The sequence below is a fragment of the Micromonospora sp. A200 genome, from assembly GCF_029893845.1.
GTDB lineage: Bacteria > Actinomycetota > Actinomycetes > Mycobacteriales > Micromonosporaceae > Micromonospora > Micromonospora purpureochromogenes.
This window is the reverse complement of sequence record NZ_JARXXY010000001.1, coordinates 39253-62552: the sequence shown is the minus strand read 5'-3', so window position 1 is coordinate 62552 and position 23300 is coordinate 39253. Positions and strand designations below refer to the sequence as shown.

The window sequence follows — 23300 nt, the reverse complement described above, 5'->3', positions numbered from 1 at the left end:
GACGGTGGTGGCGATGACCAGCCAGGTGGCGGAGGCGAGCCCGGCGGCACCGAACGGCACCAACCTGCTCACGGTGGGCGTCGAGGAGGAGTTCCTGCTCGTCGACCCGCACACCGGCGCCGCGGTGCCCGCCGTCGACCTGGTGCTGGATCAGGTGCCGGCGGAGCTGCGCGGCCAGGTGGAGCGGGAGTTCCAGACCAGCCAGATCGAGATCGGCAGCCCGCCCGGGCTGGAACTCCGGTCGATCCGCCACTCCCTCGGCGTGCTGCGGGCCGCGCTCGCCGACGCCGCCGAGCGGGCCGGCGTACGGCTGCTCGCCATCGGCACCGGCCCGGTCGACGGCCCGGTCCCGCCGGTGGTCGACAAGCCCCGCTTCGACCAGATGATCGAGCGGTTCCGGCTGCTGGTCCCGGGCCCCGGCAACAACGGCATGCACGTGCACGTCGGCGTTCCCGACCCGGAGACCGGCGTCCAGGTGCTCAACCACGTCCGCCCCTGGCTGCCCGTGCTGCACGCGGTGACCACCAACTCCCCGTTCGCCCGGGGCGCGGACACCGGCTACGCGAGCTGGCGCTCGGTGGAGTGGGAGCACTGGCCGTCGGTCGCCCCCACCCCGTTCCTGGCGTCGCACGAGCACTACCAGCGGCTGATCCGGCAGCTCATCGCCAGCGGCGTGATGCTCGACGAGGGGATGCTCTACTGGTACGCCCGGCTGTCGGCGAAGTACCCGACGGTGGAGATCCGCATCGGTGACGTCTGCCCGTCGGTGGACGACGCGGTGCTGGTCGCGGCCATGGTCCGGGCGATGGTGGCGACCGCGATGACGGACCTCGACGAGGGCCGCCCCGCCGTCAACACCGACCACCACCTGCTGGTCGCCGCGCACTGGCGGGCCGCGCACGACGGGCTGGAGGGCGAGGGCGTCGACCTCGCCAACGGCGAGCTGCGCCCGGCCTGGGAGCTGCTGGACGCCCTGGTCGAGCGGGTACGCCCCGCGCTGGAGAGCCACGGCGACCTCGGCGAGATGACCGACCTGCTGGGCGGGCTGCGCCGGCACGGCAGCGGCGCCGCCCGGCAGCGGGCCGTCTTCGAGCGGACCGGCCGGCTGGAGGACGTGGTGGCGGACGTGGCGCGACAGACCCGCGGCTGAGCCCTGCGTGGGAGACTGGTCACCGTGGCACAACGGCTGATCGTCATCGGCGGGGACGCCGCGGGCATGGCGGCGGCCTCCCAGGCCCGCCGCCGTCGCCGCCGCGACGACCTGGAGATCGTCGCGTTCGAGCGGGGGCACTTCACGTCGTACTCGGCGTGCGGCATCCCGTACTGGATCAGCGGGACGGTCGAGGAACGCGACGACCTGATCGTCCGGTCCCCGGCCACGTTCCGCGAGGAGCACCAGATCGACGTGCTGACCCGCACCGAGGTCACCGGCATCGACCTGGACCGCCGCGAGGTCGTCGCCCGCGACCTGGACCGCGGCGCCGAGGTCCGCGAGCGGTTCGACACCCTGGTGTACGCCACCGGCGCGGTGCCGACGAAGCCCGACTGGGCCCGCGACGACGTGGGCGGGGTCTTCGGGGTGCAGACCCTCGACGACGGCGCGGCGGTGCGCGACTGGCTGGACGCCGAGCCGAAGCCACGCCGGGCGGTGGTGGTCGGCGGCGGCTACATCGGCGTGGAGATGGCCGAGGCGCTGGTCCAGCGAGGACTTTCGGTCACCCTGGTGGAGCAGGGCGAACAGCCGATGTCCACCGTCGACCCGGACATGGCGTCCCTGGTCGCCACGGCGATGCGCGGCCTCGGCATCGAGATCCGTACCGGCGTCCGGGTGACCGGGATCGAGGAGCGCGACGGCCGGGTCGTCGCGGTGGTCACCGACGCCGGTTCGCTGCCGACCGACGTCGTGGTCCTCGGCCTCGGGGTACGCCCCAACACCGCGCTCGCCGCGGCCGCCGGCCTGCCGGTCGGCACCACCGGCGGGATCCGCGTCGACCGGCGGATGCGGGTGCCCGGAATGCCCGACGTCTGGGCGGCCGGCGACTGCGTGGAGACGCTGCACCGGGTCAGCGGGATGTCCGTGCACGTCCCGCTCGGCACGCACGCCAACAAGCAGGGCCGGGTGGTCGGGATCAACATCGGCGGCGGGTACGCCACCTTCCCCGGCGTCATCGGCACCGCCGTGACCAAGGTCTGCGACCTGGAGGTGGCGCGTACCGGGCTGCGGGAGCGGGAAGCCGCGTCGGCCGGCTTCGAGTTCGTCACGGTGCGGGCCGAGTCGACCAGCCGAGCCGGCTACTACCCGGGGGCCCGCCCGATGACCGTCAAGCTGATCGCCGAGCGTCCCACCGGGCGGCTGCTCGGCGCCCAGATCGTCGGCCGCTCCGAGTCGGCCAAGCGGATCGACGCGCTGGCCGTGGCGCTCTGGAACGGCATGACCGTGGACGACATGACCGCGCTGGATCTCGGCTACGCCCCGCCGTACGCCCCGGTGTGGGACCCGGTGCTGATCGCCGCCCGCAAGGCCGTCGACGCCCTGGCCAGCTGACCGGTCGGTGGTGTGCGGAGTTGTTGTCGTCCCAGCGACAACAACTCCGCACAGAATCAGTTCTGCTGGATCGGTGCGGATTCCGGGGGATGACGCGGGAGCGTTGGACTGGCTGCTGTTCGAGCAGGCGGGGGTGCTGAGCTGGGCGCAGGCGACACGCGAGCTGACTCCGGCCAAGGTACGCCACCTGGTGGCCACGGGCCGGTGGGAGCGGATCTGCCGGGGCATTCTGCGGACCGGCGGTGGTGAGATCAGCTTGGATCAGCAGCGCTGGATCGCCGTACTGGCGGCCGGCGAGGGTGCGGTGCTGGCAGGGCTGGCCGCCGCTCGCGCCAGCGGCCTTCGCGGACGCTGGCGCTACGAGGCGGTGGACGTGCTCGTGCCGTTCCAGCGGCAGGCTCCCGACCTGCTGCGCCGTCTGCCGCTCGGCATGCCGGCGGTACGTGTCCGGCGGACCCGGCACCTGCCTGACGCCGACCGCCAGCGGGGACGACCCGACCGCACGACCATGGCGCGGTCCCTGCTGGACGCCGCGCAGTGGGTACGCACCGAGGACGAGGCGCAGGCGCTGCTCGCTGCTGGCTGCCAGCAGCGGCGCGTCACCCCGGCCGAACTGGGGGCGGCCCTGCAGCGCTTCCGCCGGCCACGCCGGGCGGCGTTGATCAGGAGCACCATCGCGGACCTGACCGGCGGCGCCGAAGCGCTGTCGGAGATCGACCTGGTCCGGCTCTGCCGGCGGTACCGTCTCCCCCCGCCGGAGCTGCAGGAACGACGACGGGACGCGGACGGGCGGGTGCGCTACCTGGACGCGTACTGGCGACGGTGGGGGCTGCACGTCGAGGTCGACGGCGCGCACCACATGGAGGTCCGGCACTGGGCCTCGGACCTTCGGCGGCAGAACCGGATCTGGGCGATCGTATCCTCCGATTCACCGCCTTCGATCTTCGTCGCCGTCCGGCAGAGGTGGCCACCCAACTCCGCGCCGCCCTGACGGCGGCGGGCTGGCAGCCGGAATCGTGAAGAGTTGTTGTCGCCGGGACGACAACAACTCTCCACGATCCGGCGAGGATGGCCGGGTGGAGATTCCGGAGGGGTTGTCGTGGGTGCGGGGTACGGCGGTCGGGCGGGACTGGCTGGGGATGCTGCCCCGGTGGCGGGACGAGTGCGCCGAGCGCTGGTCACTGCGGCTCGGGCCGCCCTTTCCGTACGCGTTCGCCTCCCTGGCGATCCCCGCCACACTGCCCGACGGCACCCCGGCGGTGCTCAAGCTCCAGTACCCGGACGAGGACAGCCGCCGTGAGGCCGACGCGCTCGCGCACTGGGCCGGCGACGGGGCGGTACGCCTGCTCGCGCACGACCCGCGGCGGCGGGCGCTGCTGGTCGAACGGTGCCTGCCCGGCTCGCCGGTGCACGAGCTGCCGCCCGACGAGGCGCTGGACGTCGTCGCCGGGCTGCTGCCCCGGCTGTGGCAACCGGCCGGCAGGCCGTTCACCACGCTCGCCGAGGAGGCCGCCGGCTGGCGCGCGCGGCTGCCGGTGAACTGGGAGCGGGCCGGCCGGCCGTACGAGCGGCGGCTGCTCGACGCGGCGCTCGGCCGGCTCGCCGAGCTCGTCGACGACCAGGGCGAACAGGTGCTGGTCAACCAGGACCTGCACGCCGGCAACGTGCTGCGCGCGACCCGCGAGCCGTGGCTGGTGATCGACCCGAAGCCGCTGGTCGGCGAGCGGGAGTTCGGGGCGGTGCCGATCGTGCGCGGCCCCGAGCTGGGTCACTCGCCGGCGGCGCTGCGGCGGCGGCTCGACCGGCTCACCGGCGCGCTGGGGCTGGACCGGGACCGGGTCCGGGACTGGGCGATCGCGCAGACGCTGGCCTGGAGCACCGACGGGAAGGTCGTCTTCCCGAACCAGGTCGAGTCGGTCCGCTGGCTCGTCGACGGCGACTGAGCCCGGCTCAGCCGACCTGGCAGGTGGCGCACCAGTAGAGGTTGCGGCCGGCCAGCACTCCCCGGCGCACCGGCGTCGCGCAGACGTGGCAGGGGTCGCCGGGGCGGCGGTAGACGTACACCTCGCCGCCGTGCCGGTCGACGCGGGCCGGGCGGCCCATCGCCTCCGGCAGGTGCGCGTCGCGGACGGTGTCGATCCGGCCGCGATCGACGGCCAGCGTCATCAGCTCGACCAGGTCGGCCCAGAGCGCATCCCAGCCTGCCGGGGTCAGCTCCCGGCCGGGCAGCGTCGGCGGCAGCCCCGCCCGGAACAGCGCCTCGGTGACGAAGATCAGCCCGGTGCCGGCCACCACGGACTGGTCCAGCAGCAGCGCGGCGAGCGGGGTGGGGCTGCGCCGGACCCGCGCCCAGGCCCGGCGCGGGTCGGCGTCGGCGCGCAGCGGGTCCGGGCCGAGCCGGTCGCGCAGCGCGGCGACCTCGGGCGGGGTGAGCAGCTCGCAGGCGGTGGGGCCGCGCAGGTCGAGCCAGTGCCGGTCGCTGGCGAGCCGCAACCGGACCTGCCCGACCGGGGGCGGCGGCTCCTCCGGGCCGTCGCTGAACTTGCCGTACAGGCCGAGGTGCACGTGCAGGGTCAGCTCGCCGGCGTAGTGGTGCAGCAGGTGCTTGCCGTACGCCTCGGTGCCGTCGAGGACGGTGCCGGAGAGCCGGGCGGCGCCCTCGGCGAAGCGGCCCTGCGGACTGGCGGCGGTCACCTTGTCGCCGGCGAACAGCTCGGCGTGCCGGGCCGCCAGGCGGTGGATGGTGTGTCCCTCTGGCACAACGGCAACGGTAGCCCGGGTGTGGCGGATCGGGCCGCTGGGTACCACAGCGGTGATACGCGTGGCTGCCCACCGGCGCTCACCGAGGCCTCCACGCATCGATCAGGAGGTGTTCACAATGAAGATTCCTTCGCTGTCGCGCCGGACCGAGCCGGCGCCCACGACCGACCGTAACGGCGACGGGCGCGTCGACGGACACGACCGGAGCGCCACCGTCGACCGCCCGGCCGATCCGCCGCTGGTCACCGACCGGGACGCCGAGCAGACGACGTACCGCAGCAACGCGCTGGCCACCGACGGCGAGCGCGACGCCGAGACGGAGCGCCGGGCGGCGGAGCGCGCCGCGCTGGCCCGGGCGGCCACCGCCCGCTCCGAGTCGACCCGCGGCCCCTCCGGCCGGGTCGCCCCGATCGACGACGAGCCTCGGCGTACGACGTCGGACCGGCTCACCGGCGCGGACCGGGACGCCCGGCCGGGCACCGGCCTCGCCGACCCCACCGCCGAGCGGACGGTCGACGTGGACCGGGACGGTGTCCCCGACCGGGACGAGGCCCGCCGGGAGACCCCGGTGGTCGCCGGCCCGAAGCCGCGCGCCAGCCTGCTGGCCACCCTCGGCCTGATCGTCTCCGTGGTCGGTGCCCTGTTCGTGCTCACCGGCACGCTGGCCGGGTACGGCATCGCCGTCGGCGCGGCCGGCGCGGTGCTCTCCGTCCTCGGCCTGATGGCGACCCGGCGGCGGCACGTCGCCGGCAAGACCGACGCGCTGATCGGCATCCTGGTGGGCCTGGCCGCGGTGGTGGTCGGGGTGGTCGCGATGACCGGCCAGTTCGACTGGCCGACCGCCGACGGCGAGTGGGTCTCCCGGTTCCGGGAGTGGCTCGACTCACAGTTTGTCGACCGGTTCTGACGGGCACCTTTCCGCTCGCCGGTGGTGCGCCGGCGACGCCCGATCAGTCTGGTGGTTCACCAGCCGGGCACGCATCCTTTCGGGGGCGGCGTTCGCCGCCCCCGAAGCGCGTCCAGGGGCCGTCACCTCCCGTTCCGGGGGTGGCGGCCCCTTCATCATGCGGGTGGTAGGCGGGAACGCAACAGATCACCGCTCGGCCGACGCCAGACGCAACGTTTCGCCGGTGTACGCAAGTCTTGGCGGTGGATGTCGTCGGCCGGTGCCGCATACCGTTGAACAACGGCGCCAGCCCGTCGGCCGAGGTGGCCGGGCGCGCCCGACCCCCAGGAGCAGGACATGACGATGGACGCCATCAGCCAGCGCTTCCTGATGTGCCGGCCGACGTACTTCGCCGTCGACTACGCCATCAACCCGTGGATGGACCCGACCGCGCCGGTCGACGCCGACCTGGCCATCCGGCAGTGGGAGCAGCTGCGCCGGACCTACCTCGACCTGGGCCACTCCGTCGAGCTGATCGACCCGGTCGCCGGCCTGCCGGACATGGTCTTCGCCGCCAACGGCGGCACGGTGATCGACGACAGGGCCATGGCGGTGCAGTTCCGCGACCCGCAGCGCGCCGACGAGGCCCCCGCCTACCGCGCCTGGTTCGAGGCCGCCGGCTTCGAGATGTACGACCCGAAGCACGTCAACGAGGGCGAGGGCGACGTCCTGCTGGTCGGCGACTATCTGCTCGCCGGCACCGGCTTCCGCACCGCGCACGCCTCGCACGCGCAGCTGCAGGAGGTCTTCGGCTACCCGGTGATCACGATGCAGCTGGTCGACCCGCGCTTCTACCACCTGGACACCGCCCTGACCGTGCTCGACGAGCGGACCGTGGCGTACCTTCCGGAGGCGTTCTCCCCCGGCAGCCAGGCGGTGCTGCGCCGGCTCTTCCCGGACGCGGTGCACGCCACCATGGCCGACGCCGAGGTGCTGGGGCTGAACGCGGTCAGCGACGGCCGGAACGTGGTGCTGCCGGCGCAGGCCACCGACCTGGCCGCGAAGCTGCGCGACCGGGGTTACGAGACCATCGGGATCGACCTGTCCGAGCTGCGCAAGGCCGGCGGCGGACCGAAGTGCTGCACGTTGCGACTCCGTCAGGGAAAGGCGACCAAGTGATCGAGGACATGCTGCGGACTCCCGCCGCGGTACGGGACGCGGAGAAGCACACCGCGCACAACTACCACCCGCTGCCGGTGGTGATCTCCTCCGCCGAGGGCGCCTGGCTCACCGACGTGGACGGCCGTCGCTACCTGGACTGCCTCGCCGGCTACTCGGCGCTGAACTTCGGCCACCGGCACCCGACGCTGATCCGCGCCGCCCACGAGCAGCTCGACAAGCTGACCCTCACCAGCCGCGCGTTCATCCACGACCAGTTCGCCGACTTCTGCAAGGAGCTGGCCGAGCTGTGCGGCAAGGACCTGGTCCTGCCGATGAACACCGGCGCCGAGGCGGTCGAGACCGGCGTCAAGGTCGCCCGCAAGTGGGGCTACCAGGTCAAGGGCGTCACCCCCGGCCAGGCCAACATCGTCGTCGCCGAGGGCAACTTCCACGGCCGGACGACCACCATCGTCAGCTTCTCCACCGACGAGGACGCCCGCGCCGACTTCGGGCCGTACACCCCGGGCTTCACGGTCGTCCCCTACGGCGACCTGGACGCGCTGGCCGCCGCGATCGACGAGAACACCGTCGCCGTGCTGCTCGAGCCGATCCAGGGCGAGCAGGGCGTCGTGGTGCCGCCGGAGGGCTACCTGCCGGGTGTCCGCCGGGTCTGCACCGAGCGCAACGTGCTCTTCATCGCCGACGAGATCCAGTCCGGCCTCGGCCGGACCGGGCACACCTTCGCCTGCGACCACGAGGGCGTCGTGCCGGACATGTACCTGCTGGGCAAGGCGCTCGGCGGCGGCATCGTGCCGGTCTCCGCGGTCGCCGCGAACGCCGACGTGCTGGGGGTGCTGAAGCCGGGCCAGCACGGTTCGACCTTCGGCGGCAACCCGCTGGCCTGCGCGGTCGCCACCGAGGTGGTCCGGCTGCTGGCCACCGGCGAGTTCCAGCGCCGCTCCGCCGAGCTGGGTGCGCGGCTGCGCGCCGGCCTGGAGGGGCTGCTCGGCAAGGGTCTGGTCGCCGTCCGGGTCCGCGGCCTGTGGGCCGGGGTGGACATCGACCCGGCGCTGATGAGCGGCCGCCAGGCCTGCGAGCGGCTGATGGAGCGGGGCGTCCTGGCCAAGGACACCCACGGCTCCACCATCCGGCTGGCCCCGCCGCTGGTGATCACCGAGGAGGAGATCGACCACGCGGTGGCCCAGCTCGCCGCCGTGCTGGCCGGCTGACCTCGTACGCGCGAAGCGGGCGTCGGGACCACGGTCCCGACGCCCGCTCGTCGTTCGTCGGTCAGTTGCGGGGCAGGCGCATGGCCATCGTCGGCGCCTCGGCCATCACCGAGGTGGGGGTGAAGGGGGCGCCGGTGGGCAGCTCGCCGGCGCGACCGACCTGGACGCCCGGGTAGAGCTCGACCATGTCGGCGCCGCCCAGCACCCGGGACTGGTTCGGCGCGAGCGGGATCCGTTCCGCCTCGGTCATCGACCCGTGCGGGCGGATGCCGGAGCCGTTGGTGCTCACGTCGGTCACGATCACCTCGCCGACCCGCAGCTCCAGCTTCAGGTGGCTGCGGCTGATCCAGCGCCGGGCCTCGTCGTTGAGCCACTGGCCGAGCACGATCCCGCCGCTGGCCTCGGGCGCCCGCCCGACGAACACCGGCTGCTCCTCGGTGAGCACGAACCGCCGCCGGACCAGGCCACCGATCCGGACCGCCAGCACCTCGGTGCGGGGGCGCGGCCCGGCGTCACCGAGCCGGGCGCCGTGTCGGGGGCAGGTCGGCACCCCGTTGCGCAGCGCGGGTGGCGGCTGGCCGGCCGGCGCGCGCTCGACCCGGGCCAGGTCGGCGAAGGCGCCACCGCCCCCGGCGCCGCCGAAGAGGGCGCAGCCCGGCTCCGGGCAGCGCCACTGCCGGGCCAACAGCTTCGCCCCGACCGGCGAGCGGTCCCCCTCGACCGGGGTCGAGCCGCCGCCGACGTGCGCGACGAAGACCGGGCCGCCGGCGCCGGGCACCGGCGCGAGCACCCGGCCCGGCTGCTCCACCAGCCACGGGAACCGACCGCGCAGGCTGTCGAACCGGACCCGGGTGAGCACCGGCAGGCCGAGCAGATCGGCCACCTCCAGCATCCGGTCGCCCGGGTTGTCCAGCACCTCGACCAGGCCGTCGTCGGCCCAGCGCCGGACCACCATCCGCTCGTTGGAGGTGAGGTCGGCGTCGGAGAGCAACGCCCGGTGCACCACGGCGTAGACCGGGACGCTGTCCTCCTCCAGCTCACGGGAGAGGGCGTCGATCACCATGCCGAGCCGCAGCAGGCTGGCCGGCCGGCCACCGTCGAGGTCCTGGTAGCGGATCACCTCGGCCAGGTCGAGGACGGCCCGGGCCAGTGACGGGTCGGTGCAGACGCGCCCCTCGATGGCGTCCAGCACCTTGCTGATCTCGAATCTCATCGGGCGCTCCGGACGATGTCGTCGATCTGGCGCGCCAACTCCACGTCCCGGTGGGTGACCCCACCCGCGGAGTGGGTGACGCAGCGGAAGGTCACGGTCCGCCACCGGATGTCGATGTCGGGGTGGTGGTCGAGTCGCTCGGCCACCTCCGCCACCCGGTCGACCACGGCGATGGCGGCCGGGAAGCTGCCCAGCTCGACGGTGCGGCTGATCTGAGTCGGGTCGCCCGACCAGTCCGCCAGCCCGCCCAGCTCCTCTCGCACCGCCTCGGCGGTGAGCAGGTCTGTCATGGCCCGACCCTACCGGCACCGGCCTGGGCGGGTCGGAACCCGCCGGAGGCGGGTCGACGCCCGTTGACATGGTGTGTCGGGTCGGGCACCGACGGCGACGACGGACGGACATCGAAACCCTGTTGTCGCATTCGCCCGCTACGCTGACCGACGGCCCGGCCGGTGGCCGGCAGTACACGCCGCCCCGGCCCACCCTCTACGAGGAGTAATCCACAATGAACACTCGACGGCTGGCGACCACGGGGGTCGCGCTCGTCGCCGCGCTGGGTCTGCTGACCGGCTGCGGCAACCAGGACGGAGCGGACGCTCCAGCCGCCGGCGGAAGCGCCGCGAGCGTCGCCCCGAGCAGCAGCGCGTCGGTCGCTCCGCTCGACGAGCTGACCGCCGCCGCGCTCAAGCTCAGCGAGGACAGCGTCCGGGTCACCATCACCTCGTCGGTGGTCAACGGCGGTGGCCTGCTGGACCCGCGGACCAAGGCGATCGACATGACCCTCGACATGGGCAGCCAGGGCAAGGTCCGGATGATCACGCTCGGCGACGACGCCTGGATGAAGATCAGCGGCATGGCCGGCGCGCCGAAGAAGTGGCTGCACATGGACGCCACCAAGCTCGGCGCCAGCGGTCAGATGAACCTGATGCCGGACGGCGACCCGGGCGGCGCCAAGCAGATGATCAAGGGGGTCACCGAGGTCGAGAAGACCGGTGAGCACGCCTTCGCCGGCACCCTCGACTACACCAAGGCCAAGCCGGACGACAAGGGCATCAAGGCGCTCGGCGCCAAGGCCAACGCGGTGCCGTTCACCGCGAAGACCGACGACCAGGGCCGGCTGATCGAGCTGGTCGTCGACACCACCGTGCTGTCCCCGGCGGCCGGCAAGCTCAAGACCACCTACACGGACTTCGGCGCGGCCGTCGCCCCGCAGCAGCCGCCGGCCAGCCAGACCCAGGAGGCCCCGGAAGAGCTGATCAAGGCGTTCGGCGGCTGACCGCCCCGCACCCGACGCGACGGGGCGGCACCGTGACCGGTGCCGCCCCGTCGTGCGTACCAGGGTCAGCCGCGCAGCGGCCGGCCCACCTCGTGCAGGTGCGCCAGCGCCTGCCGGTACGACTCGACCAGCCCGGTCTCGACGTACGGCACCTCCCGCTCGGCGCAGTACGCCTGCACGATCGGCTGCGCCCGGCGCAGGTTGCCCCGCGGCATGTTCGGGAACAGGTGGTGCTCGATCTGGTAGTTGAGCCCGCCCAGCGCGACGTCGACGAACCGGCCGCCCCGCACGTTGCGCGAGGTGAGCACCTGCTTGCGCAGGTAGTCCAGGTCGTCTTCCTCCGTCGGCATCGGCATGCCCTTGTGGTTCGGGGCGAACGCGCAGCCCATGTAGAGGCCCCAGAGCCCCTGGTGGATGGCGATGAAGGCGAGCGCCTTCGCCGGCGACATCACGGCGAAGATGAGCCCCAGGTAACCGACGGTGTGCGCGACGAGCAGCAGCCCCTCCACGCCCCGGTGCCGCATCGGCGTGGACCAGCCGCCGCCCGACCGACCGACCAGCGCCTTGATGCTGGCCACGTGCAGGTGGAAGCCCTCCAGCAGCAGCATCGGGAAGAACAGCCAGGCCTGCCGCCGCGCCAGCCAGCGCAGGTAGGGCGGCGTCGCCGCCGCCTGCTCGTACGTCCAGACCAGCGCGCCGCCGCCGACGTCCGGGTCCTCGTCGGTGTGGTTGGGGTTGGCGTGGTGCCGGTTGTGCTTGTCGACCCACCAGCCGTAGCTGAGCCCGACCGCCAGGTTGCCGGCGAGCAGACCGGCCAACTCGCTCGGGCCCCGGCGGCGGAACATCTGCCGGTGCCCGGCGTCGTGGCCGAGGAAGGCGACCTGGGTGGTGGCCACCGCCATGCCCACCGCCATCAGCAGCTGCGCCCACGAGTCGCCGACCGCCACCACCGCGGCCCAGCCCGCCAGGAAGAAGGTCGCCGTCAGCGCGATGCGCACCGCGTACCGGCCGGGGCGGCGCTCGAGCAGGCCCGCCTCGCTGATCCGTCGGGACAACACCGCATAGTCGCTGCCGCGTCGTACCGGTTGGTCCGCCACCGCTGAACGCGCCATCTCCACTCCCAGTCCTCGGTCGGGGCCGCACCCGTTGGCGGGCCCACTCTTGATTCTCGCGGCGGCGGTTGCGCCTGGTAATCATGGCAACACCCCGATTCGTGGTGGTGTTGCCCCTACCTCAGCCCATCCGGGCGACGGCCGCGCGTAGCCGGGTCAGGTCCCGCCGCCGCCGCTCGTAGGTGGCGGCGAGGGCGATCAACGCGAACCCGCCGACGGCCAGGAAGATCCACCGGGGCAGCCGGTCCCAGCCGCCGACCAGCTCGTGCAGGGACAGCAGGGCCAGCGTGGTCCCCCCGAGCACCACCGGCGCCTGCCAGCGCCGGGTCGCCCCGGCGAGCACCACGGCCAGCGCGGCGGCCCCGAGCAGCAGCCGTCGCCAGGGCTGGGGCTCGGGGGCGACCAGCACCGACACCAGGCCGGGCAGCAGCCCGGCGGCCAGCCCGGGACCGAGCGCCAACCAACTGGTCAACCCCGGCCGGGTACGCAGCGCAACCACCCCGGCGACCAGCGCCAGTCCCGCCGCCGGCAGGGTGTACGCCTCCAGCAGCACCACCTTGCCGGCGGCGAGCAGCAGCCAGGCACCGAGCAGTTCGCTGCCGCCGGCGATGCCCGCGAAGGCCCACCGCCGGCCGGCGGACTCGCCCCGCCGCAGCACCCGCGGCGCCACCGCCGCGCCCCACAGCACGCAGACCGCCGCCGCGTGGCGCGGGGCGGACGCGGTGAGCAGCAGCGCCACCAGCGCCACGGCCTGGGCCGCGCCCTCCGCCGCCCGTCCGGTCACCGGCGTGCGCCGGGCCAGCAGCGGCGCGGCGGACAGCACCGCCACCGCCACCGCGAGCACCGCGAAACCGGCCGTCCGCAGCGGCAGCCCCGCGGCCAGCGACGCGGTCACCGCGAAGCCGGTGGCCGCGGCGACCGCCACCAGGCAGCCGGCCAGCCGCACCTCGGCCCGCCGTCCGGCGACGCCGGCCACCGCCGCCGCCACGACCAGCAGCGCCAGGCCGGCGAGGGTCCCGGCGTGGGTGGCGAGCAGCCCGGTCAGCCCGGCCAGGGTCCAGAGCGCCCCCACCGGCACCGCGACCGCGCCCAGCAGGGGGCCCGGACGCCGCAGCGCGGCGGCCAGCAGGGCGGCCAGCCCGGTGAGCAGCGCCACCGCCGGCACCACCGGCCAGGGCGCGCCAGCAGCCGCCAGCAGCACCGGCAGCGCGGCGGCGGCGAAGGGCAGTGCCAGCAGGGCCGGGACGGTCGCGCCGCCCCCGGTCCGCCGGCCGACCAGCGCGGCGGCGACCGCCAGCACCAGCAGGGCGACGCCGCCGGCCCACCCGCCGGGCAGCGGACCGGTCGCGGGTACGCCCGACCAGGGGTCGACCGGCCCGTCGTACGGGGACAGCAGCGCCGTCACGGCCACCGGGGCGGCGGCGAGCGCCGCGACCACCGCCAGCGCGGCGGCCACCACCCGGCCGACGGCCGACGCCGGGGTGTCCCGGTCGACCACCACCAGCAGCAGCGCGGCGAGCGCGGCGTACAGCGGGACCGGCTCGGCAGCCGGTACGACCACCGGCGCCAGCCCGAGCACGCCGAGCGCCACGGCGGACGCCGCCGAGGCGTACCCGTCGAGGTCGGGCCAGTGGCGGCGGACCGCGCCGAGCGCGACCAGCGGGACCACGGCGGCGGCGAAGCCGGCCCGCAGCTGCCACCAGGGGGCCGAGCCGGCGGCGAGGAGCGCGACGACCGTCCCCGCCGACACGGCGAGCAGCGCCACGGCCAGCCCGCCCCCGGCGACGGCGCGCTGCGCCGGCGTCCCACGGCGGGCGAGGGCCGCCACCGCGAGCCCGGCCGGCAGCAGCACCCCGAGCGTCACCAGCATGCCGCCCGGCGCGGCCAGGGCCACCAGCAGACCGTGCCCGAGCAGCGCCGCGCCGGCCAGCGACCCGACCACCACGGTCGGGGTGCGGCGAGCCGGCCGGACGACGGCCAGCAGGAGCGCCACCCCGACGACGAGATCGACGGCGAGCGCCGCCGGCCACGGCGTGGCGGCCACCGCCGGCAGGGCGGACGCGGTCAGGGCGACACCGACCAGCGCGGTCATCGGGCGGGCGGCCCGGGGCAGCAGCAGGCCGATCGCGGCGGCGGTCAGCGCGACGGCGACCGGAAGCTGCCAGCCCCAGCCGACCGCCGGGCCGGCCGCCGCGCCCCGCCACCCGGGCAGCGACCGGGCCACCGCGCCACCGGCGACCAGCAGGGTGGCCAGGACACCCACCTGGGCCAGCGCGCCGGCGACGAGCAGGGCGCCGACCCGGGGGCCGGAGCGCAGCCGCACCGGGACCACCCGGGCCGCCCCGGCCAGGGCGGCGGTCACCAGGGCGGCCGCCACCAGCAGCACCCCGGGGCGCAGCTCGGCCACCGGGCGGAGCAGCGCGGCGGCCAGCAGCGGGACCAGCAGCGCCGCCGCGACCTGACGGAACACCCGGCCACCGGCGGCCCACGCCGCGCCGAGCAGGACCAGCCCCACCAGCAGCAGCGGCGCCCCGGCCAGCAGCGGCCGGCCGGCGGCCCGGCCCCAGGCCAGCGGCACCAGCGCGCAGCCGGCGGCGAGCGCCGTCGCGGCACCGAAGCCGAGCCAGGCGAGCACCTGTCCGGCCCGCACGACGGCCGGGACGCGCGGCCCGACGGCCGGTCCCCCACCGGCCGCCGGCCCCCCGATCCGCGCCCCCGGCCCAGCGGCCGGCGTCCCCCCGCCGACCACCACCGGCCCCCCACCGGCCCCGACGGACGCCAACTGGCCCGTGGCCGTGCCCTGGTCCGCCGCTGCAGCGACCGCACCGGGCGAAGCCGGGGCGGCGACGGGACCGGGAGGCACCGGGCCGGGCTCGGTCGGCGCCGCGGAGCGGCGACGCAGCGCGACCACCACCACGAGGTCGAGCAACGCCACCCCGAGCAGGACCAGGGTCCACCCGGCGGCGCCGGGGCGGGCCGCCACCGCCGCCAGCGGCAGCACCGGCTGCGCGACGAGGAGCGCCGCGAACCAGGGCACGGTCAACCGGCTGAGCCGGGCGTACCCGGCGGCGATGGCCGCGCCGGCCCCCCCGACCAGCGCGGCGTACCGGGTGCCCGGCCAGTCGGCCACGCCGAACAGGTCCACCGCCCAGGCGGCGTACCCGTCGAGGACCACCAGCAGCAGCCCCACCGCGGCGAAGGCCTCCGCGGTCCCCCGCAGCCCGCGCCGCACCGCGACCAGCGGCGCGGCCAGGGCCAGCACGGTAACGGCGGCCAGGATCGCGGCCCGCCCGGCGACCCCGACGGCGGCCCAGGCCACGGCGGTGAAGACCACCGCCGCGGTGCCGAGCAGCAGGCCGCCGAGGACGAACAGCAGCCCCTGCACCGCCCGGGTGGAGGTCTCCGGCCGGCCCGGCGGCGGCGGGACCGGGGCGGGTCGGACCGGGACCGGCGGTACCGGGGGCAACGGACCGGCCGGCACCGGCCGGGCGACCTCCGCGCGGACCCGGGCCGCCAGCTCCGCCCGCCGGCGCTGCGCCGCGAGCAGCCGACCGGCGAGCCCCTGGTACGCCTCGCGGGCCCGCTCCACCTCCTGACCGAGCGCACGGATCTCCGCGTCCAGCCGGATCACCTCGGCGGCGGGCGGGTACGGCGGGCGGCCGCAGCCGGAGCAGCCGCGGACGAGATCGGCGGGCGCGCCGCAGCCGGGGCAGGGGTAGCCGGTGTTCTCCACCCGGCCATCCTCGCGGCCGGGCCGGGGCACGCCCAGAGTGCGCGTACCTAGGTGTACCGCTGTTGTTTCCCTGCGGCGGTCAGCCGAGCCAGCGGCCGTCGCGCATGAGGACCCGTCCCCGCATCTCGTTCACCTCTCGCCAGGCCTGGATGCGTCGCGGCCGGATCAGGAAGTACTGGTAGGGCTCGTCGAGTTCGCGCGGGTCGAAACCGGTCCTGGCCGCGAACGCGTCGCCCAGCTGCGGGCCGAGGTCGGCGATGGCCACCGGCTCGGCGGTGCCGTCGACGACGACGACATCGCGCGTCGGCCCGAGGCTGAGCCGCACCCGGCCGTCCGCCAGCAGGTTGCGGCCGGTGACCGAGGCGCGCGCCGTCGCGATGACGAACGCGGTCCCGTCCCAGAGGTACGAGAGCGGAATGAGGTGGACGCCGCCCGGGGAGCCCGACGTGGCGACCCAGAGATCGACCTCGCTCTCCAGTTTCGCGCGGGTGTCCCGCAGCCTCTCCTCAAGCCCACGCGGCGGCGCGCCCGTCATGCTTCCCCCAGTCACTTCGTGGCGAGCCCTCCCTCCCGGAGAGGGGCTCCGTCGGTCATCGGTCGGTTCGGCGGCGGCCGTCTCGTGATCGGCCGTCGGACAGGGCACGCAGCCGTCAGGGCGTGGGTGCCAGCGAGGCGGCCTCCCAGGCGAACCCGTCCGGGTCGGTGAACGGCCCGGCAGCGCCGCCGATCATGAGCCGGTGCGAGCCGGTGCCGTCGGGAGCGACGCCGACGTCCTTGGCCAGGGCACGGCGCCGGTACAGCGCCAGCTTGACGGGACTCGACCCGGCAGCGAACTCGACGTACATGCGGCTGAAGCTCTTCGCCACGGCAAGGCCGCGCTCGACGTAGAACCGCTTGCTCGCGGCCACGTCCGCGACCCCCAGCAGGAGCACCATCTCGTCGATCTGCCGGGTGGCCGGGCCGGTGTCCTTCTTCGCCGAGGTCGCGACCTTCCAGATCGTCCCGTCCGGGGCCTGTACGACACCGCCGTAGCCCCAGAGCGACTTCGCGGCCGGCTTCAGCGACGTGGCGCCGGCGTCCAGGGCAGCGCCGATGAAGCCGTCGACGGTGGCCGGCTGGGACACCGTGAGGGCCAGCATGAACCCACGGAAGCCGGTCGTCGGTGCCGCCGAGGCCCGCAGGCGGATCTGCGTGTCCAACCCGAAGGCGGCGGTGTAGAAGCGCTGGGCGGCCGTGGGGTCGGCCACTTCGAGGGTGACGGATTCGATGTTTGCCATGGTCATCACGCTAGGTGCGGCTCGGCGACCGGCGCTTCTCGATTCCTGACCGGTCTGGTCACCTGTTTCGCCACACACGGCGGCATCCCCGCCGCAGCGCCCGTCGCACGGCGTCGGTAGGCGCTGGGCAGCATGCCGACCAGCTCGGTGAAGCGGGTGCTGAAGGTGCCCAGCGACGAGCAGCCGACCGCGAAGCAGACCTCGGTGACGCTGAGGTCGCCACGGCGCAGCAGCGCCATGGCGCGCTCGATGCGCCGCGTCATCAGATAGGAGTACGGGGACTCGCCGTAGGCCTGCCGGAACTGGCGGCTGAGGTGACCGGCCGACAGGTTCGTGCCCCGGGCGAGCGCCTCGACGTCCAGCGGCTGCGCGTACTCCCGGTCGATCCGGTCGCGGACCCGGCGCAGCCGCGCGAGGTCACTCAGGCGCTGCGCCTCGGCGAGTGCGCGCCCCCACGAGGGGTGACACATGGGAGAACTCCTTTCCACGATGTCCGTGAGCACCCGGCCCCCTGCCGAGCAGGCGACCGGGTGCTCGACGACCGGAGGGCTCAGCGCAGCTCCTGGATGCGGACCAGGTTGCCCGCCGGATCGCGGAAGGCGCAGTCGCGGATGCCGTACGGCTGCTCGATCGGCTCCTGAACGACCTCGGCGTCGCCGGCCTGCAGCTTCTCGAACGTGCCGTCGAGGTCCCGGGTGGCCAGCAGGATCCAGCCGTAGGTGCCCTTGGCCATCATCTCGGCGATGGTGCGGCGCTCGTCCTCGGTGACCCCCGGGTCGGCGGCGGGCGGCGCCAGGAGGATGGACGTGTCGGGCTGGCCGACGGGGCCGACCGTGATCCACCGCATCTTGCCCTGTCCGACGTCGTTGCGGACCTCGAAGCCGAGGACGTCGCGGTAGAAGGCCAGGGATTCGTCCGGGTCGACGTGCGGCAGGAAGCTGGTGTGAATGGTGATGTCCATGACGATCACGCTAGGCGGACGCCGTGCTCCGCACTTCTCGATTCCTGACTGATCCGGGACACCTAGGTACGGGTGTTCTCGTGCACCCAGGCGGCGTACGCCGGCTCCCCGCACTCCACCCGGGACACCAGGATCTCCGGCACCTCGTACGGGTGGGCGGCGCGGATCCGGTCGACCAGCGCGACCACCCGGTCGGGGGCGGTCTTGAACTGCACCGACCACTCGGGACCGGTCTCCACGGCGGACCGCCACCAGTAGGTGCTGTCGACCTGGCCGCCCACCTGCGCGCAGGCCGCCAGCCGCCCGGCGACCGCCTCGGCCGCGAGCGCGTCCGCGACCGGGCGCGCGTCCACCACCGTCGTGACCACGCAGATCTGTTCCATCAGCGCACCCTACGCGGCGTCGCCACGGGCGGCCCCGACCCGCGCGGTCAGCCGGTGGACACGCCGTCGCGGTTGGCGGCGATCCAGGTGTCGATCCGGGCCCACCAGTCGAAGAGCCAGTCGATGCGCTCCTGCCGGTCGGTCGGCACCTCCTCCGGCGGCACCGACCAGAAGCGCATCACGATCCGCTTGTCCATCGGCAACTCCCGCCAGACGTCGGCCACGGTGACCATCCGGTCCAGCCCGGTGTGCGCCACGAAGATCACCCCGGCGTCCGGGGCGGCGTCCAGCGCGGCGAGCAGTCCGCCGGGCTGTGGCGCCAGCACGTGCCGCATCCGCTCGGCGCGCAACGCCATCCGCTCCAGCCCGAGCGCGCGGAGCCGGGCGATGGCCCGCAGCCGGCGGCCGGGCGTGAAGTTGCCGCCCTCCGGAAAGATCACGAACGCGTCGTCGTCGTCGAGGTCGGTGGCGAGCTGCCCGATCTGCCGGACCGCCGAGTCACGGCCGTCCGCGCCGGGGGCGATGAACCGGTTGGGCAGCCGGTTGAGCAGCACGTCGATCGCCGGGTCCCACTGGAGGCTCTCCTTGAGCACGATCCGCGGCTCGCGGTGGAACCAGTTGACCAGCGCGTGGATCAGGATGAACGAGTCACCCGGCCCGGCGTGCCGGCAGAGCACCAGCTCCGGTCGGCCGGGCAGGGCCGTGTCCGGGTCGGTGCCGACCACGTCGATGCGCAGCCGCAGCGTCCAGCGGGCCTGCCAGAAGAGCACCCGCAGGAAGTCGCCGGCGAGCGCGTAGTGCGCGCGCTGGAAGGCCGGCGAGCGCTTGCGCCGCCCGAACCCGGACGCCAGCCAGAGCAGGAAGAGCGCGGCCAGCGCCGCCGCGTCCCAGACCAGGTAGACGGAGCCGATCCAGAGCAGGCGCAGCGGCCGCAGCCGGCCGGGCACGAAGGGCGACAGCGCCAGGCCGAGCAGCGCCCAGACCGGCACCGTGGTGACCACGGCCAGCGCGAGCAGCACCACGCCGGGGGCCAGCAGCATCCGGCGTACCCACCGGGGCGGCAGCGGCATCAGCGGTCCAGTTGGGTGGCCAGGTAGTGCCGGGAAGCGGTGTAGGCCCGGCTGATCCGCCGCCCCACCGCCGCCATGTCCCGGTAGGCCCACGGGCTGTCGTCCCGCGGATTCAGCCCACCGGTGGGCAGCACGTGCACCTCCACCCCGTCGGGCAGCGCCGCCATCTCCCGGGCGAACCGGTGCCGCCGGGCGATCTCGAACGCGACCTGGGCGATCTCCCAGGGCCGCTGGGGCGGCGTCAGCTCCCGTTCGATCCGACCCACCTGGAGTACGAAGATCTGCCGCGCGCCCAGCGCGACCGCCTCGCCGATCGGGATGGAGTTGACGATCCCCCCGTCGACGTAGTGCTGGTCGTTGATCCGGGCCGGTGGCAGCAGCCCCGGCACGGAGGCCGAGGCGAGCACGGCCGGCACCAGCGGACCGCTGTCGAACCAGTGCTCGGCGGCCCGCTCGATGTTCGCCGCGCAGCAGCGGAACGGCACCTTCAGGTCGGCGAAGGTGGTCTCGGCGCCCAGTTCGGACTCGAGCAGCTTGCGCAGCGGCCGGGGCGAGTGCAGGTGGGTACGCGCGGCGAACCGGCGCAGCTGGCGGGCGACCGAGTCGCCGTACACCTCGCTCGCCTCCGGCGAGGCCCACAACCGGACCAGCCGGTCGGTGACCGCCTCGGTCGGGTCGGCGGCGACCAGCGCGCCGTTGACCGCCCCGATGGAGGTGCCGAGCACGACGTCCGGGCGGATCCGGGCGCGGAACAAGGCGCGCAGCATGCCCACCTCGACCGCGCCGAGCACTCCCCCGCCGCCGAGCACGAACGCCACCGGACCCCCAGCCATGTCGTTCATCCTGGCACGTGCCCGCCGCCCGACCGGGTCCAGCCGCTGGTCACCGGGGTCCAGCCGACTCCAGGTGGCGGCGTGCGAGCCGTCCACGACGGAGGGTGACCGCGAATCCGGACGACCGTTGACACGGCGGACACATTCCCGGAACCTGATACCGCCCCCACCCCCAGGCAGGTGCGATCACTGATGGCAGCGATGCACGCCGGCAGGTTGCTGGCCCGCCGGTACCGGCTCGTCGACCAGATCGGGGCCGGTGGCATGTCGGTGATCTGGCGGGCCCGCGACGAGGTGCTCGACCGGATCGTCGCGGTCAAGGTGCTCGCCCCCTCCCTGGCCAGCGACGCCCGCTTCCGGGACATGGTCCGCGAGGAGGCCCGCTCCGCCGCCCAGCTGGTCCACCCGCACGTGACCTCGGTGCACGACTACGGCGAGACGCTGGCCCCGGACGGCTCGATCACCTCGTTCGTGGTGATGGAGCTGCTCACCGGGGAGGAGCTGGAGCACCGGCTCACCGAGGGGCCGCTGCCCTGGGCCGAGGCGGTCGAGGTGGGCGCCCAGGTCGCCGAGGCCCTCGCGGCCGCGCACCGGCTCGGCATCGTGCACCGGGACATCACCCCGTCCAACGTGATGATGACCCGGGTCGGCGCGAAGGTGCTGGACTTCGGCATCGCCACCCACGTCGGCGCCCCGGACGAGGACGAGGACGGCGGCACCTTCGGCACCCCCGCGTACGTCGCGCCGGAGCGGCTGGACGGAGCGCCGGCCCAGCCGGCCACCGACGTCTACTGCCTCGGGGTGCTGCTCTACGAGACGCTGACCGGCCAGGCGCCGTACCCGGCGGACACCTGGGAGCAGCTCGGCGAGGCGCTGGCCGCCGACGAACCGCCCACCCTGGACGGTGTGCCGGGGCTGCCGCCGGCGGTCGCCCGTACCTGCCTGCGCTGCCTGGCCCGCGACCCGCGCGACCGGCCCACCGCACACCAGGTGGCCGCGGCGCTGCGCGACCAGCTGCTGCCCGGCGACCCGCAGGCGGCCACGATGCTCGCGCCGACCGTGACCCTGCCCGCGCTGCCGGACCGGGCAGCCGGGCAGGCGGAACCGGCCGGGCGATCCGCGCAGGCCGGAGCGCCGCCGCGGCGACGGCGGCCGCTGCTGGTGGTGGCCGGGCTGGTGGTGGTGACCACGGCCGCCGCGCTGCTCGCCCCGACCCTGGTGCCGGAGTCGGCGCCGCCGCCGGACGCCCGGCGCACCGGCGCCCCGGCGGTGCAGCCGACGATCCCGCCCGCCGAGCCGTCCACCCTCCCTCCGCCGGAGTCGACCGCGGCGGCGACCAGCGCGCCGCCGTCCCGACCGCGACCCAGCCCGGACGGCGGGCAGGGCGCCGGTGGGCTCACCGAGGCCGCCGAGCGGCTGCGCCGGCTCATCGACGACGGGGTGCGCAGCGGCGACGTCCGCGCCGACGTCGGCACCGACCTGCGCAACGTGCTGGCCAACCTGACCCGGTCGGCCGCCGACGGGCGGTCCGACCTGGCCGAGCCGGTGGCGCTGCTGCGCGAGAAGGTCACCCACCGCGTCGACGAGGGCGGCATCACCTCGGCGTACGCGCGCCGGCTCGACGCGGCCATCGTGGACCTCGGCACCAGCCGGGTCTGACCTCCGGTCGGGGCTGCGCCGGTCCCGCTGCCCGCGGTCAGCGGGTGACGACCGGCGTCGGCTCCCGGGCCGGCGCGGCGGCGCCGAGGGCGACCTGCCGGTACACCGCCTCGTAGCCCTCCGCCATCCCGTCCGTGGAGAAGTTCCGGGCCACGTGCGCGACGCAGGCCTGCGGGTCCAGCCGGTCCGCCGCCCGCAGCGCCGCCGGCAGCTCGTCGGCGCGGTCCCGGATCAGCCCGGTGACCCCGTCCACCACCAGCTCCGGCACGGCACCGCGCCGCAGCGCCACGACCGGCGTACCGGTCGCCATCGCCTCCACCATCACCATGCCGAACGGCTCCTCCCACTGGATCGGCATGATCAGGCAGCGGGCGTCCAGCAGCAGTCGCAGGGTCGCGTCCCGGTCGGCGTTGAACACCACGGTGACGTCCTCGTCCAGCAGCGGCTCGACGACGTCGGTGAAGTAGTGCCGCTCGGCGGGCTCGTTGCACTTGCCGGCCAGGGTCAGCGGCAGGCCGGCCGCCCGGCAGGCGCGGATCGCGAGGTCCGGGCCCTTGTCCGGACTGAACCGGGCCAACCAGAGCACCGGGCCGCGGCCGGGGCCCTGCTTGTGCGGGAACTCCCGCACGTCCATCGCGTTGTGCACGGTCCCCACCCAGGGCAGGCCCGGATTCAGCCGGCGCTGCGTGTGCGAGATGGCCACCAGCCCCACGCCCCGGTCGACGTCGCTGAGCACGGTGCCGTACTCGCCGACGGGGTTGCCGTGCACGGTGGCCACGGTCGGCACCGCCCGCCGGCCGGCGACCAGCGGGCCGATGGTGGTGTGGTCGTGGATCACGTCGAAGTCGGCCGCGTTGATCAGGTGGTTCACCCGGGCCAGGTGGGCCAGTTCCGGCAGCGCCTCGCCCAGCCGGGCGTACTGGAGGTCCTCGACGGTGGAGACGAAGTCGGCGGCGGTGCCGTGGTGCCGGCCGGCGCCGAACAGGGTCACCGCGTGGCCGCGCTCGACCAGCCGGTCCACCAGCCCGTGCACCAACTGTTCCAGCCCGCCGTAGCCGGGCGGCGGCACCGACAGCCACGGCGGGACCACCATCGCGATCCGCAGCGGCCCTCCCGGCGGGCTCTCCGACGGACGGTGGGTCACGGCCACAGGTCCTCCCCGTTGCTTCCCGGTGAGCGGGATCGGCGGCGATTTCCCCACC

22 protein-coding genes are annotated in these 23300 nt (G+C 74.9%); 9 read left to right on the top strand and 13 right to left on the bottom strand.

Translation table 11 applies throughout. The features are described 5' to 3' along the window. Positions 1-13: 13 nt before the first annotated feature. The 4 genes from M2302_RS00290 to M2302_RS00275 all read left to right on the top strand — a co-directional run bounded on the left by M2302_RS00290 (position 14) and on the right by M2302_RS00275 (position 4488). Complete coding sequence (locus tag M2302_RS00290) at positions 14-1150, top strand: glutamate--cysteine ligase (protein ID WP_280835951.1); 1137 nt, start codon at positions 14-16, stop codon at positions 1148-1150. A 24-nt stretch (positions 1151-1174) separates the two neighbouring features. Then, on the top strand, positions 1175-2545 hold the full coding sequence (locus tag M2302_RS00285; protein WP_280835950.1) for an FAD-dependent oxidoreductase: 1371 nt from the start codon (positions 1175-1177) through the stop codon (positions 2543-2545). 73 nt (positions 2546-2618) lie between these two features. Beyond that, a complete protein-coding gene (locus tag M2302_RS00280) occupies positions 2619-3536 on the top strand; it encodes a hypothetical protein (RefSeq protein WP_348529391.1) in 918 nt (305 codons plus the stop codon). A gap of 85 nt (positions 3537-3621) precedes the next feature. Further along, a complete protein-coding gene (locus M2302_RS00275) occupies positions 3622-4488 on the top strand; it encodes an aminoglycoside phosphotransferase family protein (protein WP_280835949.1) in 867 nt (288 codons plus the stop codon). Between the two features lie 7 nt (positions 4489-4495). Here M2302_RS00275 and M2302_RS00270 read toward each other — a convergent pair whose 3' ends face one another. Then, on the bottom strand, positions 4496-5305 hold the full coding sequence (locus M2302_RS00270) for a DNA-formamidopyrimidine glycosylase family protein (protein WP_280835948.1): 810 nt from the start codon (positions 5303-5305) through the stop codon (positions 4496-4498). Between the two features lie 118 nt (positions 5306-5423). Here M2302_RS00270 and M2302_RS00265 point away from each other — a divergent pair, with 118 nt between their 5' ends. From M2302_RS00265 to rocD, 3 genes are all read left to right on the top strand, one after another. Further along, on the top strand, positions 5424-6212 hold the full coding sequence (locus tag M2302_RS00265) for a thrombospondin (protein WP_280835947.1): 789 nt from the start codon (positions 5424-5426) through the stop codon (positions 6210-6212). Between the two features lie 342 nt (positions 6213-6554). Then, positions 6555-7370 carry a dimethylargininase gene (ddaH, locus tag M2302_RS00260; protein WP_280836230.1) on the top strand — a complete coding sequence of 272 codons (816 nt, stop codon included), beginning with the start codon at positions 6555-6557 and terminating at the stop codon, positions 7368-7370. After that, positions 7367-8581, top strand: coding sequence for an ornithine--oxo-acid transaminase (rocD, locus tag M2302_RS00255; RefSeq protein WP_211364541.1), 1215 nt, complete (start codon positions 7367-7369; stop codon positions 8579-8581). The genes ddaH and rocD overlap by 4 nt, the downstream gene beginning before the upstream one ends. A 61-nt stretch (positions 8582-8642) precedes the next feature. Here rocD and M2302_RS00250 read toward each other — a convergent pair whose 3' ends face one another. Beyond that, positions 8643-9794, bottom strand: a complete 1152-nt coding sequence (locus tag M2302_RS00250; RefSeq protein WP_280835946.1) for an FHA domain-containing protein — start codon at positions 9792-9794, stop codon at positions 8643-8645. Continuing rightward, positions 9791-10084, bottom strand: a complete 294-nt coding sequence (locus tag M2302_RS00245) for a 4a-hydroxytetrahydrobiopterin dehydratase (RefSeq protein WP_210779078.1) — start codon at positions 10082-10084, stop codon at positions 9791-9793. Before M2302_RS00245 ends, M2302_RS00250 begins: the two co-directional genes overlap by 4 nt. Before the next feature lie 215 nt (positions 10085-10299). Between M2302_RS00245 and M2302_RS00240 the strand changes: the two genes are divergently transcribed. After that, the gene (locus tag M2302_RS00240) at positions 10300-11070 is read left to right on the top strand and encodes a hypothetical protein (protein ID WP_280835945.1); all 771 of its coding nucleotides are present in this window, start codon (positions 10300-10302) and stop codon (positions 11068-11070) included. A gap of 65 nt (positions 11071-11135) precedes the next feature. Here M2302_RS00240 and M2302_RS00235 read toward each other — a convergent pair whose 3' ends face one another. The 9 genes from M2302_RS00235 to M2302_RS00195 form a co-directional block, all read right to left on the bottom strand. Then, positions 11136-12182: an acyl-CoA desaturase gene (locus M2302_RS00235; protein WP_280835944.1), complete on the bottom strand. Its 1047-nt coding sequence runs from the start codon at positions 12180-12182 to the stop codon at positions 11136-11138. 121 nt (positions 12183-12303) lie between these two features. Beyond that, a complete protein-coding gene (locus M2302_RS00230; RefSeq protein ID WP_280835943.1) occupies positions 12304-15915 on the bottom strand; it encodes a hypothetical protein in 3612 nt (1203 codons plus the stop codon). A gap of 79 nt (positions 15916-15994) precedes the next feature. Further along, positions 15995-16450 (bottom strand): pyridoxamine 5'-phosphate oxidase family protein, encoded by a 456-nt coding sequence (locus tag M2302_RS00225; protein WP_280835942.1) that lies wholly within the window; start codon positions 16448-16450, stop codon positions 15995-15997. A gap of 115 nt (positions 16451-16565) precedes the next feature. Further along, positions 16566-17192: a glyoxalase gene (locus tag M2302_RS00220; protein ID WP_280835941.1), complete on the bottom strand. Its 627-nt coding sequence runs from the start codon at positions 17190-17192 to the stop codon at positions 16566-16568. A gap of 5 nt (positions 17193-17197) precedes the next feature. Beyond that, positions 17198-17662: a helix-turn-helix transcriptional regulator gene (locus M2302_RS00215; RefSeq protein ID WP_280835940.1), complete on the bottom strand. Its 465-nt coding sequence runs from the start codon at positions 17660-17662 to the stop codon at positions 17198-17200. 80 nt (positions 17663-17742) lie between these two features. Beyond that, positions 17743-18153 (bottom strand): VOC family protein, encoded by a 411-nt coding sequence (locus M2302_RS00210; protein ID WP_280835939.1) that lies wholly within the window; start codon positions 18151-18153, stop codon positions 17743-17745. Between the two features lie 62 nt (positions 18154-18215). After that, positions 18216-18536 carry a divalent-cation tolerance protein CutA gene (gene cutA / locus M2302_RS00205; RefSeq protein ID WP_280835938.1) on the bottom strand — a complete coding sequence of 107 codons (321 nt, stop codon included), beginning with the start codon at positions 18534-18536 and terminating at the stop codon, positions 18216-18218. A gap of 47 nt (positions 18537-18583) precedes the next feature. Continuing rightward, positions 18584-19606 (bottom strand): 1-acyl-sn-glycerol-3-phosphate acyltransferase, encoded by a 1023-nt coding sequence (locus M2302_RS00200; RefSeq protein ID WP_280835937.1) that lies wholly within the window; start codon positions 19604-19606, stop codon positions 18584-18586. After that, entirely contained in the window at positions 19606-20439 is an 834-nt protein-coding gene (locus tag M2302_RS00195) for a patatin-like phospholipase family protein (RefSeq protein WP_280835936.1), read from the bottom strand. Before M2302_RS00195 ends, M2302_RS00200 begins: the two co-directional genes overlap by 1 nt. A gap of 192 nt (positions 20440-20631) precedes the next feature. On the opposite strand from M2302_RS00195, the gene M2302_RS00190 reads away from it, so the two are divergent. After that, positions 20632-22098: a serine/threonine-protein kinase gene (locus M2302_RS00190; protein WP_280835935.1), complete on the top strand. Its 1467-nt coding sequence runs from the start codon at positions 20632-20634 to the stop codon at positions 22096-22098. 37 nt (positions 22099-22135) lie between these two features. Here M2302_RS00190 and M2302_RS00185 read toward each other — a convergent pair whose 3' ends face one another. Then, positions 22136-23191: a glycosyltransferase family 4 protein gene (locus M2302_RS00185; protein ID WP_280836229.1), complete on the bottom strand. Its 1056-nt coding sequence runs from the start codon at positions 23189-23191 to the stop codon at positions 22136-22138. Between the last annotated feature and the right edge of the window lie 109 nt (positions 23192-23300).